The organism is Paraburkholderia sp. IMGN_8 (assembly GCF_038050405.1).
Taxonomy (GTDB): Bacteria; Pseudomonadota; Gammaproteobacteria; order Burkholderiales; family Burkholderiaceae; genus Paraburkholderia.
On record NZ_CP150900.1, the window covers coordinates 683495 to 698802 of the forward strand.

Sequence of the window (15308 nt, forward strand, 5' to 3'; positions counted from 1 at the left end):
GGCTCGAATCGCCGCGGTGACTGATTACAATTGTCGTATGCCTGCTATCTTAGTCCGAGCGGCGGGCGTCGCCTTTCGACTCCGTCTTACCGACCTCGCGATGCGTCCGAAACGGTTTCTTGCTGCGTTATTGTCCGTCGCGCTCTTGACGCAGCCGGGTGCGTTCGCGCAGTCCCGCGGCTCTTCGACCGTCGGTATCAGCACACAAACTGAAGGGCCGCCGATGGAAATCGGCCCGCTGAATTCTTATGTCGAACCCATCGTGCCGCCGGAGATTGCGCAGGGCGTGTTCGGTATCTACGGTGGCGCCCAGAGTCGCTTCTCTGGTAATGCCGGCGCGAACACCGGCTGGCGCGCGCCGATCGTCACCCAGCAACTGCCCGACCTCGGCAATGGCGGCGCCGCGTCGCTGACGCCGCAAGCCGAGCGCAAGCTCGGCGAGCGCGTGATGCGCGAGTTGCGCCGCGACCCCGACTATCTCGACGACTGGCTGGTGCGTGACTACCTGAACTCGGTCGCGACGAAGCTCGCCGCGGCCGCTAATGCGCAATACATTGGGGGCTATCGTCCGGACTTCGACCTCTTCGCGATCCGCGATTCACAGATCAACGCATTCTCGTTGCCGGGCGGCTTCATCGGCGTGAACACGGGTTTGATCGTGACGACGCAGACCGAATCCGAACTCGCGTCCGTGCTCGGGCACGAGATGGGGCACGTCTTGCAGCGGCACATCTCGCGGATGATCACGACCGGCGAGCGCAGCGGCTATGCCGCGCTCGCCGGCCTGTTGTTCGGGATTCTGGCGGGCGTGATTGCACACAGCGGTGATCTTGGCAGTGCGATCGCGATCGGCGGCCAAGCGTATGCGGTCGATAACCAGTTGCGCTTCTCGCGTTCCGCCGAGCACGAAGCCGACCGTGTCGGTTTCTTGCTGCTGGTCGGCGCCGGCTACGACCCGTACGCGATGGCGACGTTTTTCCACCGGCTCGACCGTGCCTCGATGAGCGACACGGGTGTGCCGGCGTACGCGCGCACGCATCCGCTGACTGGCGAGCGGATCGCCGACATGGAGGACCGTGCGCGTCGCGCGCCATACCGGCAACCGCACCAGGCGTCCGAATATGGTTTCGTGCGGGCGAGGGCACGCTTGCTTCAGGATCGCTCGCGCGGTGAATACACCGATGAGATTTCGCGGTTGCGCTCCGAGATCGAGGACCGGACGGCGCTGAATGTTGCCGCGAACTGGTACGGCATCGCGTATGGGCAGATGCTGCTCGAGCGTTATGACGACGCGGCGGCCTCGCTTGCTTCTTCTCGTGCTGTATTTGTTGCGGGCGAGCGCAGTGAAGGTGAGGCGGCGCGCAGTTCGCCGAGTCTGGACGTGCTGGCCGCCGATATTGCGCGCCGCGCCGGGCGCGATGACGAGGCGGTTCGTCTTGCCGAGCTCGCGCAGAAGCGGTGGCCGCAGTCGAATGCGGCGATCGATATGCATATCCGGACGTTGTTGACGATGCGGCGATTTGCTGATGTGCAGGCGTTGGCGTTGAAGGAGACGCGTGCTTATCCGGAGCAGCCGGCGTGGTGGTTATATCTCGCGCAGGCGAGTGCTGGCAACGGGGATGCGTTGACGCAGCATCGGGCGCTTGCTGAAAAGTTTGCCCTCGAAGGGGCTTGGCTTTCCGCCATTCGGCAGCTGAAGGAAGCGCGGGATATCAAGACCATTGGATACTATGATCTCGCTACCGTCGACGCGCGGTTACATGAGATGGAGAGCCGCTATCGGGAGGAGCGGCTTGAGGAGAAGGGGTGAATGGTTTTTTTTCTGCCTTTGGCGGCGGCATTTGTCTGGGTGCCTGCGGTGGTGGCCTTTCCTTGATTTCTTGGTGGTCTATTAGCGTCGCCCCTGTGCGGGGCAGGCACTTACTTTCTTTGCCGCCGCAAAGAAAGTAAGCAAAGAAAGCGGCTTCACACCGCTAATTCTTAAGCGGGTCCCCCGGCTTGGAGGAGGCAGTGGAGCATCTGGAATCAGTGTTCTCGCACATTCCGCGCCGGTGACAAGGCAGTCATACTTCCGGCGGCGCTGCGCGCGCCGACGCGGTACTTCTCAAAGCCATCCGCCATTTTCGCGTCAACGTTTTGCCTGGTAAGGTGGCCCGCATTTGGGTGGATTTGTAGTGATCGGCGCGTACCTTTCTCAGTACCGTAGCAGCCTCTGCGTCTCGCCGAATTATCTCCGGGTGTCACTTTTCCGCAAACCGCACATCACCTCGGCGCCTCGCCGAGGCAAAGCCGATGGCCCCCAATCACGCACAAACGAAGCCCCTGGTTTCCCTTGCAGACCGTTTCCGCGAGCACGTAGTGCGAGGCGGGAAGGATGATGCCGAAGGCGCACACGCCCCATCGGTTTTGAGAAGTACCGCCACGGCGCGCGCAGCGCCGGCGGAAGAATGACTGCCTTGTCACAAACGCGGAGTGTGCGAGAACACCGATTCCAGATGCTCCACTCTCCATTTCCGTATTGGAACAGAGGTGTTGCAACGACCGGTTGAATCCGCCGCCGCTTTCTTTGCTTACTTTCTTTGCGGCGGCAAAGAAAGTAAGTGCCTGCCCCGCACAGGGGCGACGCTAATAAACCAATAACAGAACAAGGAAAGGCCAACACCGTAGGCGCACAGACAATGCTGCCGCCAAAGGCAAAAAAACTACTGCCCCTCTGCCGGGCTAACAACAAACCCAAACCGCGCAGCAACATCACCTCGCCGCACAGGCCGTAGCGGCAAAATAACCCCATCTCGCCAGAAAAAATCCCCACTGACGGCATCGTCAGCCAACTTTGCATGATCAGAAAAAACTCCCAGATCATGATCATGCAAAACAGCAACTCTCGGCGGCACCGAGCCATCAACAAACAGAATTCCGCCTTCATCATCGACAAACACAGCCGAAGGTTCAAAAGCGCCCCCAGCTTGATCAGTCAAAGAAAGCACCCCGTCAGCATCGGCGGATAACCTCACAACCCAGGGCGTGTACCCCAACTCGACATAAACCCTCTGCGGCCCATTCTGAAAAAACCACTGTCCACGTTCATCCGCCTCGTAATTCCGATTGATAAACGCCAGCAACGCCGCATGCCGAATCGGCGTACCAGGCGCACCACTAGCCTGCGCAGCCTCATCCCTCATGCGCCAGTTGCCGCGCCGGTCGAGCAACAACCAACCCGTGCAACTCGGCACATTCGGCCATTTGGTCAAGGCCTGCCTGACGATGTCATCCATGATCGACGTGCCGCTCCAGGTAGCCGAACACGCGCCGCGACAGCCAGTCGATGCGGCCCGGGAACGGTCCGGTCATAAAGCCGGCGTGGCCGCCGTGTCTGGGTTGATCGAGTTCGACGGCCGACGACACTTCATGCCGCGACGGCAACGCCTCGCTCGGCAAGAACGGATCGTTGCGCGCGTTCAACACCAGCGTGGGTACCGCAATGTGCGGCAACAATGGCCGCGTGGTCGCGCTGCTCCAGTAATCGTCGGTATCGCGAAAGCCGTGTAGCGGCGCTGTCACCACGTTGTCGAACTCATACATCGTGCGGCTCGCGAGCATCGTGTCACGGTCGAACAAACCCGGAAACTGGATGAGCTTCTGCTCGGCTTTCTGCTTCAGCGTCTTCAGGAAATTGCGCGTATAGATCATGCCGAATCCCTGCGCCAGCGCGCGTCCGCCGGCATGTACGTCGATCGGCGCCGAAACCGCCGCGGCGGCCGAGATGACCGACGACGCGTCCTCGCGCCGCTCACCGAGCCAGCGCAGCAGCACATTGCCGCCAAGCGACACGCCCGCGGCCACGATCGGCCCGCGATGCGCGGCACGCAACCGCCGCAGCACCCAGTCCACTTCGTTGCTGTCGGCAAGATGATAGAAACGCGGCAGAAGATTCAACGGTCCGCTGCAACTGCGAAAGTGCGGCACCACGCCGTGCCAGCCATATTCGCGCGCGCCGGCCATCAGCGACAAGGCATAGTGCGACGCCGAACTGCCTTCGAGGCCATGGAACAGCACGAACAGCGGGGCGTCGTCGGCTGGAGCTTCCAGAGTAACGGAGGCGCTCGACGGGCCAACGGACTGGCCATCGTGCACAACCCAATCGAGATCGATGAAGTCGCCGTCTGGCGTGTCCCAGCGCTCGCGCCGGAAAGTGACCGCCGGGCGGCGCGCGAACAATGACGGGACGATGGTTTGCACATGCCGGTTCGGCAGCCAGAGCGGCGCACGGTAGAGCAGATCGGCAGTTGCCTCGACGGCAGCCGCGGCGCGGGCCGTGCCGGGAGAAGCGGATTTGTCGTGCGTCGTCCCCCAATCCCCCAATCTCCCAAGAGGACTTCCTTCGGGGCGCGGGACATCCTTCGGGGCGGGGGACTTCCTGTAGAGCGTACTCATACCAGCGTCGGAGCAAAAACGTGAAGCTTCAACAAAAAGTCAATGCAACGCCCCTTGGCCATGCCGCATCTTCGCGGCGAACTGGCTCGCGGCCTCGTTTGGCATCGGGCTTGCGTGAATATGCGCAATGCGCCATTCGCCGCGCTCATGAACCATCACATACGTGGTGAACACCATTGTCGGCGTGGTGGACGGATTGGCCGGCCGGTGCGCTTCAGCAATTGCGTAGACGACGGTGCCGAGGCTGTCGTAGACGCGGATATCGAGCGGCTCGATCGACACCGGCGCGGCTTCCAGCTGGATCTGCAAGCCGGCGCGAATGCTGTCGAGGCCGTGCAGATGCGAGCCGTCGGCGCAGATGCAACTGACGAACTCCTCATCGATCCACAGGCCCATCAAGCTGTCGATATTGACCTCGGCGACGGCCTGGTAATAGGCGTTCAGGGTATCGGCGGCGGCTTCGAAGATATGGGCAAAACGTGGCATGGCTCGTCAGTCTCTTGTGCGCGGCGCGCGGTTGCGGGGCAGCAGTCAGCGGGACAGTCCGGAGCACCGGACAATCGCACTCAAGCGCGAGAATGCCCGCGCCGCAAGGCGCGAACATGACGCGACGCGCTCAGGTGCGTGCGGTGTTGCGTGCAAGTGTCAGTCGGTTCAGCGTTGCGCGAGCAACATGCCGCGTAAATCGCCGAATACCTGCTCGGCGCTCAACTGCTTCAGGCAGTTCAGATGACCGAGCGGACACTCGCGCTCAAAACAGGGGCTGCATTCGAGATGGAGCCATTGTACCTTCGCAAGCTCGGACAAGGGCGGCGTGTGGCGCGGATCGGTCGAACCGTACACAGCCACGAGCGGCCGGCGCAGCGCGGCGGCCACGTGCATCAGGCCCGAATCGTTGGTGACGACCGCGTTGGCCCGCGAGATCAACGCGCAAGCCTCGCCGAGCGCGGTCTGGCCGCACAGGTTGCGTACGTTCGGCGCCTTCTCGGCGATCGCCTGGGCCAGCGGCGCGTCTTTCGGCGAACCGAGCGCGACGATCTGTGTGTATGGGAACGACTGGCCGACCATCTGCGCAAGCGCTGCGAAATGCTCGGGTGGCCAGCGCTTGGCCGGGCCATACTCGGCGCCGGGGCAGAACACCAGCAGCGGCACGCGCGTATCCAGATTGAAGCGCGCCGACACGCGCGACGCCTCGTTCAGGTCCGCGTCGAGCCGCGGCATCGGCAGATCGCCGGGGACCTTGGCGCCGGGCGCGTAGGCGAGGGCGGCGTAATGGCCGACCATTGGCGGGCGCTCGTCCTTGCGCGGATTCGCGTGGCGCACGTTCAAGAGACCGTAGCGGCTTTCGCCGGTATAGCCGATACGTAGCGCAATACCCGCCATCCACGGAATCAGCGCCGACTTCAGCGAGTTCGGCAGCACATAGGCCGCGTCGTAGCCGACGTCGCGCAAGTCGCTCGACAGTTGCCAGCGGCGCAGCATCTGCAGCTTGCCGTGCGCGAGATCGGTTGCGTAGACGTCGCGGATCTCGGGCATCCGTTCGAGCACGGGCGCGACCCACGAAGGCGCGACCGCGTCGATCACGATGCGCGGATGCAATTTCACGAGGCGCGCGAACAGCGGCTGCGCCATCAATGCGTCACCGATCCAGTTCGGTGCGATAACCAACGCGCGACGCATCAGAGTGAGTGTCCGGTGTCGAAACGAAGCGCCGCGCGCGCCATGCGCGTGGCGTTCGGATTTGTAAAAGGGGATATGTCGCGAGTCGCGTGGCGCGGACCCGGCACGGCCGGACCCGCCGCGGCTGCGGCGTTGCTGCGACGCGCTTGCCCGGTCACCTGCTGCAAAGGCAAATACGGCAAGTCAAACGACAAACCGGACAGCGGGCGAAGCCAACAGGGCCACAAGCAGCGGCGCAAGCGCTCAGCGTTCAGTGTTCAATGACCTCTGACCACTTCGCCGTCGCGCAGCTTGTAGCGCGTGCTGCAGTACGGGCAACGCGCTTCGCCGTGCGTGACATCGATAAAGACGCGCGGATGCGCGCTCCAGCGCGGCATTGCCGGATTCGGGCAGTACGCCGGCAGGTCTTTCGCCGACAGTTCGACCAGCGGCATTTCCTTGATTTCGCTCATGGGGACTTTCTCGTTGTATGCAGGGTGCGTGCGTTGCGCCGTTAAAAAGGCCGGCGCAGCGCGCGTTAGATCTTGGTCAGCCAGTGCGCGTACTTCTCGCTCCTGCCGTTCACGATGTCGAAGAAGCCCGCTTGCAGCTTCTCGGTGATCGGGCCGCGTGCGCCCGAGCCGATCGTACGGTTGTCGAGTTCGCGGATCGGCGTGACTTCGGCGGCCGTGCCGGTGAAGAACGCTTCGTCGCAAGTGTAGACCTCGTCGCGCGTGATGCGTTTTTCGATCACTTCGATGCCCGCGTCTTTCGCCAGCGTGATGACCGTGTCACGCGTGATGCCGTCGAGGCACGACGACAGATCCGGCGTGTACAGCTTGCCGTTATTCACGAGGAAGAAGTTCTCACCCGAGCCTTCCGACACGTAGCCGTCCACGTCGAGCAGCAGCGCTTCGTCGTAACCGTCAGCGGTGGCTTCCTGGTTGGCGAGGATCGAGTTCACGTACCAGCCCGACGCCTTCGCGCGGACCATCGACACGTTCACGTGATGGCGCGTGAACGACGAGGTCTTCACGCGGATGCCCTTCTGCAGGCCGTCTTCGCCGAGATAGGCGCCCCACGGCCAGGCGGCGATCGCCACGTGGATCGTGTTGCCCTTGGCCGACACGCCGAGCTTTTCCGAGCCGACCCAGATGATCGGGCGCAGGTAGCAGGACTCGAGCTTGTTTTCGCGGACCACTTCGCGCTGCGCGGCGGCGAGCGTTTCGTGGTCGAACGGCACGTCCATCTGGAAGATCTTCGCCGAGTTCAGCAGGCGCTTGGTGTGTTCCTGCAGGCGGAAAATCGCGGTGCCGCCGTCGGCCGTCTTGTAGGCGCGCACGCCCTCGAAAACGCCCATGCCGTAATGCAGCGTGTGGGTGAGCACGTGGATCTTGGCATCGCGCCAGTCGATGAGCTTGCCATCCATCCAGATCTTGCCGTCGCGGTCGGCCATTGACATACGATTCTCCAGCGGGTGCGGTTGTGAGTGCCCCTAAACCTGTCGCTTCGCGTCAGGCTCCCCGAGGGGGCAATCCCCCAATCCCCCAAGGGGACTTTCTTCGGGGCGGGGAACTTCCTGCGGGGCGGAAAACCCGGGGGGCGGCCCGGCGTTTTCTTGTGAGGTCTAGCAAAGAGCGTTATTTTAGCGTCTTTTGCACACGGAACGGGCATTTGGCCGCATGCCGGGCGCTATAATTCGGCGCACGCATAATTCAAATCCGAATGCGCCAGCGGGTGCTTGACGACCTGGCGCCGACTTCCCTTCGTTGCGGCGCGTCCCGCGCCAACGCCTCTCGTCTCATGCTCGCTCGCCTGTCAGATACCGATCGCCGTGCCTTCCGTCAGGGCGCGCGCGACTATTCGCCCACGCTGATGGCGATTTTCTCCTGGGGCCTGGTAACCGGCATCGCGATGAGCAAGTCCGTGCTCACGCTGCCGCAGGCGCTCACCATGTCGCTGCTGTGCTACGCCGGCTCGTCGCAACTGGCGGTGCTGCCGCTCCTCGCGGCCAAGCTGCCGGTGTGGACCGTGCTGCTCACGGCCGCGATGGTCAATACGCGTTTCGTGATCTTCAGCGCCGGTCTCGCGCCGCATTTCTCCTATCTGCCGATGTGGCGGCGCATCGTGCTCGGCTATTTCAACGGCGACGTGATCTATCTGCTGTTCCAGAAGAAAAGCTTCCAGACCGGTTACGTACCGGGCAAGGAAGCGTACTTCTGGGGTATGGCGGTCTGCAGCTGGCTGTCGTGGCAGGTGTCGTCGATCGTCGGCATTCTGCTGGCGAGCCTGATTCCGGACAACTGGGGTCTCGCGCTGGCGGGCACGCTGGCGTTACTGCCGATCATGGTGACGGCGATCGCGACGCGCTCCACGCTGGTCGCGGTCAGCATCGCCGGCGTGGTTTCGCTGCTCGCCCTCGATTTGCCGTACCGGCTCGCGCTGCCGCTGGCGGTGATCGCGGCGATCATCGCGGGCAGCGCGGCCGATCTGATGGTCGAGCGCGCCGACTTGCGCCGCATCCGTAACAGCGCCGGAGATTCCCCATGACTTCCACACAGATCTGGCTGGCCATTATCGGCATGACTTTCGTCACCGCGGTGACACGTGCGATGTTTCTAATCGGCGGCGAGCGCACCGTGTTGCCGGAGCGCGTGCAAAGAATGCTGCGCTACGCGCCGGCCGCGGCGCTCGCCGCCGTCGTGCTGCCCGACGTGCTGGCGACCCCCGACGGCCTTTCTTTCGCGCCGTCGAATCACGAGTTTTACGCGACGCTAGCCGGTCTCGCGTGGTTTTTGTGGCGCCGCACCATGCTGGGCACGATCGTCGTCGGCATGGTTGTGTTCACGCTCATGCGGCTCTTCATGTAATTGCGCAGGTCTGAAATGCTGCGATGCAGCACGCGTGGTGCATCCGTCAAATACGGGACATTCGCCCCGTTGCGGGTCAGAAGGCAGTGTGGATCAGTTAAAATGGACGTTTTCGGGATAACCGCGCCAGTGCACGGCGCGAGAGCCGCGGCTCGTGCCGCCGGCGCCCGATTCAGTGGAGCCGCTGCCGTGCCGAAGCGCTGGAGTTTTGTTTTGCGCTGTCCGTCAGTGCGTCGTCCGCCACCGCCTTCTCATCAACTCGCACATACACGCCCATGAACAAGGTATTGCGTCTCTCCGATCTGATCGCCGACGGCAAGCTATCCGGCAAACGCGTGTTTATCCGCGCCGATCTGAACGTGCCGCAGGACGATCAAGGCAACATCACCGAAGACACCCGTATCCGCGCCTCCGTGCCAGCTATCAAGGCCGCGCTGGACGCAGGCGCCGCCGTGATGGTCACCTCGCACCTGGGCCGCCCGACCGAAGGCGACTTCAAGCCGGAAGACTCGCTCGCGCCGGTCGCGAAGCGTCTGGCCGAGTTGCTCGGCCGCGATGTGCCGCTGGTCGCGAACTGGGTCGAAAACGGCGTGAATGTTGCGCCCGGTTCGGTTGTGCTGCTGGAAAACTGCCGCGTCAACAAGGGCGAAAAGAAGGATTCGGACGAGCTCGCGCAAAAAATGGCGAAGCTCTGCGACGTCTACGTGAACGACGCGTTCGGCACCGCGCACCGCGCCGAAGCCACCACGCACGGTATCGCCAGGTACGCGCCCGTCGCTTGCGCCGGCCCGCTGCTGGCGGCTGAACTCGACGCGCTCGGCAATGCGCTCGGCGCGCCGAAGCGTCCGCTGGTGGCGATCGTCGCAGGCTCGAAGGTGTCGACCAAGCTGACCATCCTGAAGTCGCTGGCCGAGAAGGTCGATCAGCTGATCGTCGGCGGCGGCATCGCCAATACGTTCATGCTGGCCGCGGGTCTGAAGATCGGCAAGTCGCTCGCCGAAGCCGATCTGGTGAACGAAGCCAAGGCCATCATCGACGCGGCGAAAGCGCGCGGCGCCTCGGTGCCGATCCCGACCGACGTAGTCACGGCCAAGGAGTTCTCGCCGACCGCCAAGGCCGAAGTGAAGGCTGTCGCCGACGTTCAAGACGACGATCTGATCCTCGACATCGGACCGGAAACCGCCAGGGTGCTCGCCGCGCAACTGGAAAAAGCCGGCACGATCGTGTGGAACGGTCCGGTCGGCGTGTTCGAATTCGACCAGTTCGGCAACGGCACGAAGACGCTGGCTGACGCGATCGCCAAGTCGTCGGCGTTCTCGATTGCAGGCGGCGGCGACACGCTCGCGGCGATCGCCAAGTACGGCATCCACGATAAGGTCAGCTACATCTCGACGGGCGGCGGCGCCTTCCTCGAGTTCCTCGAAGGCAAGAAGCTGCCGGCGGTCGAAGTTCTGGAATCGCGGGCTTAACGTGGCGACGCGCTCCCCAACGGCTAAGTCTGCAAAAGCGCGCGGCGGCAAGTCGCCGCGCAACACCGCAGCAGCTACGGCAGGGGAGCGCGCAGTGCGCTCCGCCGCCAGGCCGGCCACGCCGGCCGCTGTTATCCAGCAAGAAGAATCCGGGTCGCCCCTCGCGCTCGCGGAGTTGACCACTGCCAACGAGGCAGCGGAGTTGTCCAGCGGACAAGCCGCCCAATCGCAGGCAGAACTCCATGACGAAGAAGTGGCGCTCGCGCCCCCGCCAGCGCGTCCCGTGCTGGGGTCGAACACCGCCTCACCCCATAAAGCGACGCTGGTTTCAACCGGCGCGCAGCCCCCGGCAGCAACCTTCGGTGCGCAGCCTCCGCATCCGACTCGCAGCGCTCATTCCAGCGATCCTATCCAGACGAGGAGACTCATGCATCGCGCCACCAAGATTGTCGCCACCATCGGCCCGGCTTCCAATACGCCGGAAATCCTGCTGCAAATGATTCAGGCGGGGCTCGACGTGGTGCGGCTCAATTTCTCGCACGGCACGGCCGACGATCACCGCCAGCGCGCCGAATTCGTGCGCGACGCGGCCCGTCAGGCGGGCCGCGAAGTCGCCATCATGGCCGACCTGCAAGGCCCGAAGATCCGGGTCGGCAAATTCGAAAACGGCAAGACCACGCTGATCGCGGGCAACCCGTTCATCCTCGACGCCGACTGCGAACTCGGCAACGATGATCGCGTCGGCCTCGACTACAAGGACCTGCCGCGCGACCTGAAACCGGGCGACGTACTGCTGCTCAATGACGGCCTGATCGTGCTGAACGTGGTCCGCGTGCTCGGCAGCGAGATTCACACGACCGTGAAGATCGGCGGCGAACTGTCGAACAACAAGGGCATCAACCGCCAGGGCGGCGGCCTGACGGCGCCGGCGCTGACCGCGAAAGACATGGAAGACATCCGCACCGCGATGTCGATCGGCGTGGATTTTGTCGCGGTATCGTTCCCGAAGAACGCGACCGACATGGAAATGGCCCGCCAACTCGCGAATATCGCGGGCGCGCCGTACGGCATCAAGCCGAAGATGATCGCAAAGATCGAGCGCGCGGAAGCGATTCCGGCGCTGCAAGGCATCCTCGACGCGTCGGACGGCATCATGGTCGCGCGCGGCGATCTGGCTGTGGAAGTGGGCAATGCCGCAGTCCCCGCGCTGCAAAAGCGCATGATCCGGATGGCGCGCGAGTCGAACAAGTTCGTGATTACCGCGACCCAGATGATGGAGTCGATGATTTACGCGCCGGTGCCGACCCGCGCCGAAGTGTCGGACGTCGCCAACGCCGTGCTCGACGGCACGGACGCGGTGATGCTGTCGGCGGAATCGGCGGCGGGCAAGTATCCGGTGCAAACCATCGAAACGATGGCGGCCATCTGCGTCGAAGCCGAGAAGTCGGAGCAGTCGGAACTGGACAAGGATTTCCTCAACCGTACGTTCACCCGGATCGACCAGTCGATCGCGATGGGCGCGCTGTTCACCGCTTACCATCTCGGTGCGAAGGCGATTGTCGCGCTGACCGAGTCAGGCTCGACCGCGCTGTGGATGTCGCGCCACTCGACCCACGTGCCGATTTTCGCGCTTACGCCGCGAGTCGGCAGCGAACGGGCCATGGCGCTGTACCGCAACGTGACCTCGCTGCATCTGGACACCAACACCGACCGCGACACCGCGTTGCAACAGGCGCTGGAAACCGTGGTTCGCAAGGGGTACGCGTCGCGCGGCGACATGGTGGTGCTGACGGTCGGCGAGCCGATGGGGCAGGCCGGCGGGACGAACACGCTGAAAATCGTACGGGTCGGTGAGCCGTATTGATTTGGCAGCAACCATCTTGTATGGGATCGGAGTAAGCGCTATGGGACCAGAGTAAGCGCTAAAGCGCTAACTCTGGTCGACACGCTAACTCCGATCGACACAGGAGACTGCTCGATCGGCACCGGCTTGACCTGCGCGAAGCAGGCTGCAATATCCCCGCGAGAGGCGGCGCCCAGACTCCAATCGCGCGTGAAGGAAACGCGCTTTAGGGAAGGTGTGCACGGGTAGGCGGCTTGCTTCGCGATAAAATCGCCCAAAAGATGCCGACGGCTCAGAATTCGTTTCAATCTAAGGAGTTACAGCATGCCTCTCGTATCAATGCGTCAACTGCTGGACCATGCTGCCGAAAACGGCTATGGCCTTCCGGCATTCAACGTGAACAACCTGGAGCAGGTGCAGGCGATCATGGCGGCGGCCGACAAGGTCAACGCACCGGTCATCATGCAGGCATCGGCCGGCGCGCGTAAGTATGCGGGCGAGGCGTTCCTGCGCCACCTGATCGAAGCAGCAGTCGAGTCGTATCCGCACATTCCGGTCGTGATGCACCAGGACCACGGGCAGTCGCCGGCAGTCTGTATGGCGGCGATCCGCAGCGGCTTCACCAGCGTGATGATGGACGGATCGCTCGAAGCCGACGGCAAGACGGTTGCCTCGTACGAATACAACGTCGAAGTCTCGCGCAAGGTGGTTGAAGCGGCGCACTCGATCGGCGTCACGGTGGAAGCGGAACTGGGCGTGCTCGGTTCGCTGGAAACCATGAAGGGCGACAAGGAAGACGGCCACGGCGCGGAAGGCACGATGACCCGCGAGCAACTGCTGACCGATCCGGAGCAGGCTGCGGACTTCGTCAAGCTGACCCAATGCGACGCACTGGCGATCGCCATCGGCACGTCGCACGGCGCGTATAAATTCAGCAAGAAGCCGACGGGCGATATTCTGTCGATTCAGCGCATCAAGGAAATCCACCAGCGCATTCCGAACACCCATCTGGTGATGCACGGTTCGTCGTCGGTGCCGCAGGAGCTGCTCGCGGAAATCCGCGAATTCGGCGGCGACATGAAGGAAACCTACGGCGTGCCGGTCGAGGAAATCCAGGAAGGCATCAAGAACGGCGTGCGCAAGGTCAACATCGACACCGACCTGCGTCTGGCGATCACCGGTGCGATCCGCCGCTACATGGCGCAGAATCCGGGCAAGTTCGATCCGCGCGATTATCTGAAGCCGGCGCGCGAAGCCGCGATGAAGATCTGTATCGAGCGTTACACGCAATTCGGCTGCGAAGGCCAGGCCGGCAAGATCAAGCCGGTTTCGCTTGATAAAATCGCGGAGAAGTACAAGTCGGGCGACCTCGCGCAAGTCGTCCGCTAAGTTGTCAACTAAGCTGTCAATACCTTAAGACCTGGCCGGACGGCCAGGTTGTCGTTAGATCGCCGTTCCCGCATCATCCGGGGAACGGCGTTTCCCTTTTGTTCCGGTCACACTTTTTGCCTCATTTTTAGCGAACCACGACGATGTCTACCCTTTACGAATCCACGCTCCGCTCGCTGCCGCTGCTCGGCCGCGGTAAAGTCCGCGACAACTATGCGGTGGGCAACGACCAGTTGCTGATCGTCACGACCGACCGTCTGTCGGCCTTCGACGTCATCATGGGCGAGCCGATTCCGAATAAGGGGCGCGTGCTGAACCAGATGGCCAACTTCTGGTTCGAGAAGCTCAAGCACATCGTGCCGAATCACCTGACGGGCGTGGCGCCGGAATCGGTGGTGGCGGCAGACGAAGTCGAGCAGGTACAAGGCCGCGCCGTAGTGGTGAAGCGCCTCGAGCCGATCCTTGTCGAAGCGGTGGTGCGCGGTTATCTGGCCGGCAGCGGCTGGAAAGACTATCAGGCAACGGGCGCGGTCTGCGGCGTGGAATTGCCGCCGGGCCTGCAAAACGCACAAAAGCTGCCCGAGCCGATTTTCACGCCGGCCGCCAAGGCGGAAATGGGCCACCACGACGAAAACATCACGTACAACGAGATGGAACGGCGCATCGGCACCGAACTGTCGGCCACGATCCGCGACATCTCGATCAAGCTATACAAGGAAGCCGCTGACTTCGCGGCTACGCGCGGCATCATCATCGCGGATACGAAGTTCGAATTCGGTCTCGACAACCACGGCCAGCTGTATCTGATGGACGAAGCGCTGACTGCCGATTCGTCACGCTTCTGGCCCGCCGACCAGTACCAGGTTGGCACCAACCCGCCGTCGTTCGACAAGCAGTTCGTGCGCGACTGGCTGGAAACCCAGCCGTGGAAGAAAGAGCCGCCCGCACCGAAGCTGCCGGACGACGTTGTCACGAAGACGGGCGAGAAGTATCAGGAAGCGCTCGAACGCCTGACCGGGCAGAAGCTCGCTTAATCCCGGTTATCGCGCCGCTCGAGAGACAAGGAAGCCGTAAGATGAGTGAAGTCCAGACCGCCCATACGCATAGCGCACCAGTCGTCGGCGTGCTGATGGGGTCCAGTTCCGATTGGGAAGTGATGAAGAACGCTGTGGCGATTCTGCAGGAATTCGGCGTGCCGTACGAAGCGAAGGTCGTGTCAGCGCACCGGATGCCCGACGAGATGTTTGCGTACGCCGAAAGCGCGCGTGAGCGCGGCATTCGCGCGATCATCGCGGGCGCGGGCGGCGCGGCGCATCTGCCGGGCATGCTGGCCGCCAAGACCACGGTGCCGGTGCTTGGCGTGCCGGTGGCGAGCAAGTATCTGAAGGGCGTCGATTCGTTGCATTCGATCGTGCAGATGCCCAAGGGCGTGCCGGTCGCGACATTTGCGATCGGCGAAGCGGGCGCGGCGAATGCGGCGCTGTTCGCGGTGTCGATCCTGAGCGGCACGAACGCCGAGTATGCGGAGAAGCTGGCAGCGTTTCGCGTGCGCCAGAACGAAGCGGCCCACGCGATGGTGCTGCCTGCGCTGTAAGCGCGATAGCGGATTGCTTTTAGACGTCCCCATGTCTGACCCCCGGCTTG

The 15308-nt window shown here is 63.1% G+C and carries 14 protein-coding genes; 8 read left to right on the plus strand and 6 right to left on the minus strand.

Going from position 1 to position 15308, the window contains the following annotated elements; translation table 11 throughout:
• Window positions 1–100: 100 nt before the first annotated feature.
• The gene (locus tag WN982_RS03365; RefSeq protein WP_341314382.1) at window positions 101–1810 is read left to right on the plus strand and encodes a M48 family metalloprotease; all 1710 of its coding nucleotides are present in this window, start codon (window positions 101–103) and stop codon (window positions 1808–1810) included.
• Window positions 1811–2702: 892 nt separating this feature from the next.
• Here WN982_RS03365 and WN982_RS03370 read toward each other — a convergent pair.
• From WN982_RS03370 to WN982_RS03395, 6 genes are all read right to left on the minus strand, one after another.
• Window positions 2703–3275, minus strand: coding sequence for a DUF2946 family protein (locus WN982_RS03370; protein ID WP_341314383.1), 573 nt, complete (start codon window positions 3273–3275; stop codon window positions 2703–2705).
• Complete coding sequence (locus WN982_RS03375) at window positions 3268–4434, minus strand: alpha/beta fold hydrolase (RefSeq protein ID WP_341314384.1); 1167 nt, start codon at window positions 4432–4434, stop codon at window positions 3268–3270. Before WN982_RS03375 ends, WN982_RS03370 begins: the two co-directional genes overlap by 8 nt.
• A 39-nt stretch (window positions 4435–4473) precedes the next feature.
• Complete coding sequence (locus WN982_RS03380; protein WP_341314385.1) at window positions 4474–4920, minus strand: nuclear transport factor 2 family protein; 447 nt, start codon at window positions 4918–4920, stop codon at window positions 4474–4476.
• 168 nt (window positions 4921–5088) lie between these two features.
• Entirely contained in the window at window positions 5089–6114 is a 1026-nt protein-coding gene (waaF, locus tag WN982_RS03385) for a lipopolysaccharide heptosyltransferase II (protein WP_341314386.1), read from the minus strand.
• A gap of 257 nt (window positions 6115–6371) precedes the next feature.
• Window positions 6372–6566 carry a zinc-finger domain-containing protein gene (locus WN982_RS03390; protein WP_035548391.1) on the minus strand — a complete coding sequence of 65 codons (195 nt, stop codon included), beginning with the start codon at window positions 6564–6566 and terminating at the stop codon, window positions 6372–6374.
• A 65-nt stretch (window positions 6567–6631) separates the two neighbouring features.
• Window positions 6632–7555 (minus strand): branched-chain amino acid transaminase, encoded by a 924-nt coding sequence (locus WN982_RS03395; protein ID WP_341314387.1) that lies wholly within the window; start codon window positions 7553–7555, stop codon window positions 6632–6634.
• A 341-nt stretch (window positions 7556–7896) separates the two neighbouring features.
• Between WN982_RS03395 and WN982_RS03400 the strand changes: the two genes are divergently transcribed.
• The 7 genes from WN982_RS03400 to purE all read left to right on the plus strand — a co-directional run bounded on the left by WN982_RS03400 (window position 7897) and on the right by purE (window position 15258).
• Window positions 7897–8643: an AzlC family ABC transporter permease gene (locus WN982_RS03400; RefSeq protein ID WP_341314388.1), complete on the plus strand. Its 747-nt coding sequence runs from the start codon at window positions 7897–7899 to the stop codon at window positions 8641–8643.
• Window positions 8640–8963 carry an AzlD domain-containing protein gene (locus tag WN982_RS03405; RefSeq protein WP_341314389.1) on the plus strand — a complete coding sequence of 108 codons (324 nt, stop codon included), beginning with the start codon at window positions 8640–8642 and terminating at the stop codon, window positions 8961–8963. Before WN982_RS03400 ends, WN982_RS03405 begins: the two co-directional genes overlap by 4 nt.
• A 275-nt stretch (window positions 8964–9238) precedes the next feature.
• Entirely contained in the window at window positions 9239–10432 is a 1194-nt protein-coding gene (locus WN982_RS03410; RefSeq protein ID WP_341314390.1) for a phosphoglycerate kinase, read from the plus strand.
• 427 nt (window positions 10433–10859) lie between these two features.
• A complete protein-coding gene (gene pyk / locus WN982_RS03415; protein WP_341314391.1) occupies window positions 10860–12296 on the plus strand; it encodes a pyruvate kinase in 1437 nt (478 codons plus the stop codon).
• A gap of 303 nt (window positions 12297–12599) precedes the next feature.
• A complete protein-coding gene (gene fba / locus WN982_RS03420) occupies window positions 12600–13664 on the plus strand; it encodes a class II fructose-bisphosphate aldolase (RefSeq protein WP_341314392.1) in 1065 nt (354 codons plus the stop codon).
• Between the two features lie 143 nt (window positions 13665–13807).
• Complete coding sequence (locus WN982_RS03425) at window positions 13808–14698, plus strand: phosphoribosylaminoimidazolesuccinocarboxamide synthase (RefSeq protein ID WP_341314393.1); 891 nt, start codon at window positions 13808–13810, stop codon at window positions 14696–14698.
• A 41-nt stretch (window positions 14699–14739) separates the two neighbouring features.
• On the plus strand, window positions 14740–15258 hold the full coding sequence (purE, locus tag WN982_RS03430; protein WP_341314394.1) for a 5-(carboxyamino)imidazole ribonucleotide mutase: 519 nt from the start codon (window positions 14740–14742) through the stop codon (window positions 15256–15258).
• Window positions 15259–15308 lie beyond the last annotated feature (50 nt).

Coding starts and splice junctions, on each gene's coding strand:
- WN982_RS03400 (WP_341314388.1), top strand. CDS start 7,897: ATGCTCGCTCGCCTGTCAGATACCGATCGCCGTGCCTTCCGTCAGGGC.
- WN982_RS03425 (WP_341314393.1), top strand. CDS start 13,808: ATGTCTACCCTTTACGAATCCACGCTCCGCTCGCTGCCGCTGCTCGGC.
- WN982_RS03395 (WP_341314387.1), bottom strand. CDS start 7,555: ATGTCAATGGCCGACCGCGACGGCAAGATCTGGATGGATGGCAAGCTC.
- WN982_RS03375 (WP_341314384.1), bottom strand. CDS start 4,434: ATGAGTACGCTCTACAGGAAGTCCCCCGCCCCGAAGGATGTCCCGCGC.
- pyk (WP_341314391.1), top strand. CDS start 10,860: ATGCATCGCGCCACCAAGATTGTCGCCACCATCGGCCCGGCTTCCAAT.
- WN982_RS03380 (WP_341314385.1), bottom strand. CDS start 4,920: ATGCCACGTTTTGCCCATATCTTCGAAGCCGCCGCCGATACCCTGAAC.
- WN982_RS03390 (WP_035548391.1), bottom strand. CDS start 6,566: ATGAGCGAAATCAAGGAAATGCCGCTGGTCGAACTGTCGGCGAAAGAC.
- WN982_RS03405 (WP_341314389.1), top strand. CDS start 8,640: ATGACTTCCACACAGATCTGGCTGGCCATTATCGGCATGACTTTCGTC.
- purE (WP_341314394.1), top strand. CDS start 14,740: ATGAGTGAAGTCCAGACCGCCCATACGCATAGCGCACCAGTCGTCGGC.
- WN982_RS03365 (WP_341314382.1), top strand. CDS start 101: ATGCGTCCGAAACGGTTTCTTGCTGCGTTATTGTCCGTCGCGCTCTTG.
- fba (WP_341314392.1), top strand. CDS start 12,600: ATGCCTCTCGTATCAATGCGTCAACTGCTGGACCATGCTGCCGAAAAC.
- WN982_RS03410 (WP_341314390.1), top strand. CDS start 9,239: ATGAACAAGGTATTGCGTCTCTCCGATCTGATCGCCGACGGCAAGCTA.
- waaF (WP_341314386.1), bottom strand. CDS start 6,114: ATGCGTCGCGCGTTGGTTATCGCACCGAACTGGATCGGTGACGCATTG.
- WN982_RS03370 (WP_341314383.1), bottom strand. CDS start 3,275: ATGGATGACATCGTCAGGCAGGCCTTGACCAAATGGCCGAATGTGCCG.